The organism is Neoroseomonas rubea (assembly GCF_016106015.1).
Classification (GTDB): Bacteria; Pseudomonadota; Alphaproteobacteria; order Acetobacterales; family Acetobacteraceae; genus Neoroseomonas; species Neoroseomonas rubea.
Genome location: NZ_JACADQ010000357.1, coordinates 1 through 4,255, shown reverse-complemented (window position 1 = coordinate 4,255; position 4,255 = coordinate 1). Strand labels below are relative to the sequence as shown.

The following is a 4,255-nucleotide window of genomic DNA, read 5'->3' as shown; positions in this document are numbered from 1 at the left end:
GGGCGGGCGGCGCTGGCGGCACTCGCCCTCGCCGTCGCGGCCGTGCCGTCCATCCTGTTGTGGCGGCGCGGACGCCTTGCGGCGGCGCTGGCCTGGCCCGCGCTCGTGGCCGGCGCTGCGCTCGCGGGGCTCGCGGTGCTGCTCGCGGATCCGACACTGGCCGCGGGGCTGCGCACGGTCGAACGGATCGCGGAGGGCGATCTCGCCGCCTCCGGCCGCGCAGGGCTCTGGGGCGCGGCGCTCGACCTCGCCGGCCGGGCGCTGCCCTGGGGCTTGGGGCCGGGTGGCTTCGCCATCGCGGCCGGGCACGGGGAAAGGCGCGGGCTGCATCCGCACAACCATGCGCTGGAGGCGCTGGCGGAAGCGGGGCTGCCGGGCCTGGTTCTCTGGCTCGGGGCCTTTGGCGGCGGTGCGCTGGTCGCGATGCGACTCGCCGCGCGGGCGGAGGCGAGGCGCGCGGCAGGAATCGCAGCGCTGGTGCTGCCGGTTGCGCTGACGCTGATGGTCTCGACCGACCTCGGCAACCGGATGGGCTGGTTCGCGTTGGGCCTCGCGCTCGGCCTGGGGGTGGAGGCGTGGCCGCGCCATGTACGGACGGTTCGGCAAGCGCGCGCTTGATATCGCCGGCGCGGCGGCGCTGCTGGTGGCGCTCGCGCCGCTGATGGTGGCGGTCGCCATCTCGGTGCGCGTCGCGCTCGGCAGGCCGGTGCTGTTCCGGCAGCGCCGCGCCGGGCGAGGCGGCAAGCCCTTCACGCTGGTGAAGTTCCGCACGATGCACGAGGGTCCGGGGGAGGACGCCGCGCGGCTGACGCGGCTCGGCCGCCTGCTGCGGCGCTGCGCGCTCGATGAACTGCCCCAGCTGGTTCATGTGCTGCGCGGGGAGATGAGCCTTGTCGGCCCGCGCCCCCTGCCGATGGACTATCTGCCGCGCTACACGCCGGGCGAGGCGCGACGGCTGCTGGTGCGCCCGGGGCTTGCCGGCGCGGCGCAGGCGGCGGGGCGCAACGCGGTGCCCTGGCCCGAGCGGCTCGCGATCGATGCCGCCTATGCGGATGCGGCGCCGCGCGTGATGCGAGACCTCGGGCTGCTGTTGCGTTGCGCGGTCATCGCCCTCAGCGGGCGGGGCGCGACGGCGCCCGGCCACGCCACCATGCCGGCGCTTCGTGATGATTTCGATATAACCCCTGGTTGATATCCGAGAAATATCGATTATTCTGATATCGTGACATTCATCGCGAAGCCGCGCCCCGACGAGACCGCGCCCAGGCCCGAATCGGGCACGGCCGCCCCGCGCCGGATCCCGCTCTCGCCCCCGCACCTGACGGGGCGGGAGGAAACGGCGCTGCGCGGCGTGCTGGACAGCGGCTGGGTCGCGCCGGCCGGCCCCGCGCTCGCGGCCTTCGAGGACGCGGTCTGCGCCGCGACCGGCTTCCGCCACGTGCTTGCGACCAGTTCAGGCACCGCGGCGCTGCACCTCGCCTACCGGGTGCTTGGCGTGGAGCCGGGGGATGAGGTCTGGGCACCGGGCTTCACCTTCGTCGCGACCGTCGCGCCCGCCGTGCAGATGGGCGCGGTGCCGCGCTTCCTCGACGTCGCGCCTGGGTCCTGGACGCTCGACCCCGACCTGCTGCGGCGGGAACTCGCCGGCGCGGCGCGGCGCGGGCGGCTGCCGAAGGTGGTGGTGGCGGTCGACATCTACGGCCAGGCGAGCGAGCTCGACGCCATCCTCGCCGCCTGCGACCGGCATGGCGTGGCGGTGCTGAGCGACAGCGCGGAGGGCCTCGGCGCCACGATCCGCGGGCGGCAGGCGGGACGGGGCGCGCGGCTCGCCGCTTTCTCCTTCAACGGGAACAAGATCGTCACCGCGGGCGGCGGCGGCGCGCTGGCGGGGGACGACCCGATCCTGCTCGGCCGCGCACGGCACCTCGCGACGCAGGCCAAGGATCCCGCGCCGCACTATCAGCACACGCTGACCGGGCATGCCTACGCGATGCCGAGTCTGCTCGCTGCGGTGGGCCTGGCGCAGCTGCCGGCGCTGGCCGCGCGCATCGCGATCCGGCGGGCGCTGTTCGCGCGCTACCGGGCCGCGCTCGGCGACCTGCCGGGACTGACCTTCATGCCCGAAGCGTCCTGGGGCCGATCGACGCGGTGGCTCAGCGCCATCCTCATCGATCCCGCGCACTTCGGCGCGGACCGGGAGGAGGTGCGTCGCGCCCTCATGGCCGCCGGCGCGGAATCCCGCCCCGTCTGGAAGCCGCTGCCGGACCAGCCGGTCTTCGCCGGCGCGCCATCGGTCGGCGGGGCAGTGGCGCGGGGGCTCTTCGCGCGGGGGCTCTGCCTGCCCTCCGGCACTGCCATGACCGCGGCGGAGGAAGCGCGCGTCGTCGGTGCCATCCGCGGCTGCCACCGCGCATGAGCCTGTCGATCCTCTACCTGCACCAGCATTATTCGGCCCCGTTCGGCGCGGCGCCGCAGCGCAGTCACACGATGGCCGAGGCGCTGGCCGCGCGCGGCCACGCGGTGACGGTCGCCTGTGGCCGCTACGACGGTGGCGCGACGGGGCTTGGCGGAGCGTTCGTCGACGGGGCGCGGGTAGGCAGGGTTGGCCGGCACAGGGTGATCGAGTTCGATATCCCCTACGCCAATGCCATGCCGCTGCCGCGGCGCGCGCTGGCCTTCCTGCGCTTCGCCCGGCGCACCGCGGGGCTCGCCGCGGCGAGCGGGTTCGACCTTGTGATCGCCTCCTCCACGCCGCTGACAGTGGCGCTGCCGGCGCTGGCCGCGCGCACGCGACGTGGCACGCCCTTCCTGTTCGAGATCCGCGACCCCTGGCCCGAACTGCCGCGCGCCCTGGGTGGCGTGCCGCGCCCGGTCCTCGCCGCCATGGACCTTCTGGCGGATGCCGCCTGCCGCCGCGCCGCGCGGATCGTCGCGCTGTCGGACGGCATGGCGGCGACGGCGATCGCGCGCGGCGCCGAGCCGGCGCGCGTGCATGTGGTGCCGAATGGCTGCGACCTTGGCACCTTCGGCCCGCATGTCGGCCCCTGGCGGCCGCCGTCGGCGATGCCGTGGGAATGCCTCGCGATCTATGCAGGCACGCATGGGCGGGCGAACGGGCTCGGCACGCTGCTCGACGCCGCCGCGCTGCTGCGCGCGCGCGGCGAAAGGCGGGTGCGCATCCTGCTCGCGGGCGACGGAGCGGAGAAGCCCGCGCTGATGGCCCGCGCCCAGGCCGAGGGCCTCGGCAACGTCACCTTCCTCGACCCGCTGCCGCGACCGATGCTCGGCGCATTGCTCTCCGCCGGGCAGGTCGTCCTGCACCTGCTGGCCGATCACCCCGCCTTCGCCGAATGGACCAGCCCGAACAAGCTGATGGACGGGCTCGCGGCCGGGCGGCCGGTCGTGACGAACCAGCCGGGCCGGGCGGCGCGCATCGTGCAGGACGGTCCTTCGGGCATCGCCGTGCCGCCCGGCGAGGCCGGGGCGCTGGCGGATGCGCTGCAGCGGCTTGCCGCCGACCCCGCACTGCGTCTGCGGATGGGGGAGGCGGCGCGCCGCCAGGCGGTCGCCGCATGGGACCAGCGCCTGCTGGCCGACCGGTTCTGCGACGTGGCGGAGCGCGCGGCCGCGGAGGCTGCGCCGCACCGGGCCCCAGCGCTGTCCGGCGGGCAGGGTGCCCGCGCACGCTGATGCCACCGATCCTCCACCTGGTGGTGGCGGCACGGCCGAACCTGCCGAAGATCGCCGCGCTGTGGCACGCCCTGGCCGAGGCGCCGCCGATCTGCACGCCGCGCCTGCTGCATACCGGCCAGCACCATGACGCGGCGATGTTCGGCGATCTGATCGAGGATCTGCGCCTGCCCCCGCCTGCCATCGCGCTCGGCGTCGCCGGCGGCGCGCCGGCGGAGCGCATGGCGCGCACCATGATCGCCTGCGAGGCCGCCTGGGCGGCGGAACGCCCGGCGCTCGTCGTCGTCGCGGGCGATGTGGACGGCGCGCTCGGCGCCGGGATCGCAGCGCGCAAATGCGGCCTCCGCGCCGCGCATCTGGAAGCCGGGCTGCGCTGCGGCGCCCCGGACATGCCGGAGGAGGTGAACCGCCGCGCACTGGATGCGATCTGCGACCCGCTCTGGGCGCCGGACGAGGCGACCGCGGCGCGGCTCTTGGCCGAAGGCCATCCGCCCGCGCGCGTGCGGGCCGTGGGCAACGCCATGGCCGACAGCCTGCTGCGCCATCGCCCGGCGGCGCGCGCGCG

At 75.7% G+C, this 4,255-nt stretch carries 5 protein-coding genes; all 5 read left to right on the top strand.

The genetic code is table 11. The annotated features are described in order from the left end of the window. On the top strand, window positions 1–618 hold a 618-nt coding region (locus HW577_RS21670; RefSeq protein ID WP_198378197.1), incomplete at its 5' end, for an O-antigen ligase family protein. Then, the gene (locus HW577_RS21665; protein WP_198378196.1) at window positions 587–1,192 is read left to right on the top strand and encodes a sugar transferase; all 606 of its coding nucleotides are present in this window, start codon (window positions 587–589) and stop codon (window positions 1,190–1,192) included. The genes HW577_RS21670 and HW577_RS21665, both read left to right, overlap by 32 nt. Window positions 1,193–1,222: 30 nt before the next feature. Next, the gene (locus HW577_RS21660; RefSeq protein ID WP_332837777.1) at window positions 1,223–2,416 is read left to right on the top strand and encodes a DegT/DnrJ/EryC1/StrS family aminotransferase; all 1,194 of its coding nucleotides are present in this window, start codon (window positions 1,223–1,225) and stop codon (window positions 2,414–2,416) included. After that, window positions 2,413–3,690 (top strand): glycosyltransferase family 4 protein, encoded by a 1,278-nt coding sequence (locus HW577_RS21655; protein ID WP_198378195.1) that lies wholly within the window; start codon window positions 2,413–2,415, stop codon window positions 3,688–3,690. Before HW577_RS21660 ends, HW577_RS21655 begins: the two co-directional genes overlap by 4 nt. After that, the coding region (locus HW577_RS21650) for a UDP-N-acetylglucosamine 2-epimerase (RefSeq protein ID WP_198378194.1) at window positions 3,690–4,255 on the top strand (566 nt) is incomplete at its 3' end. The genes HW577_RS21655 and HW577_RS21650, both read left to right, overlap by 1 nt.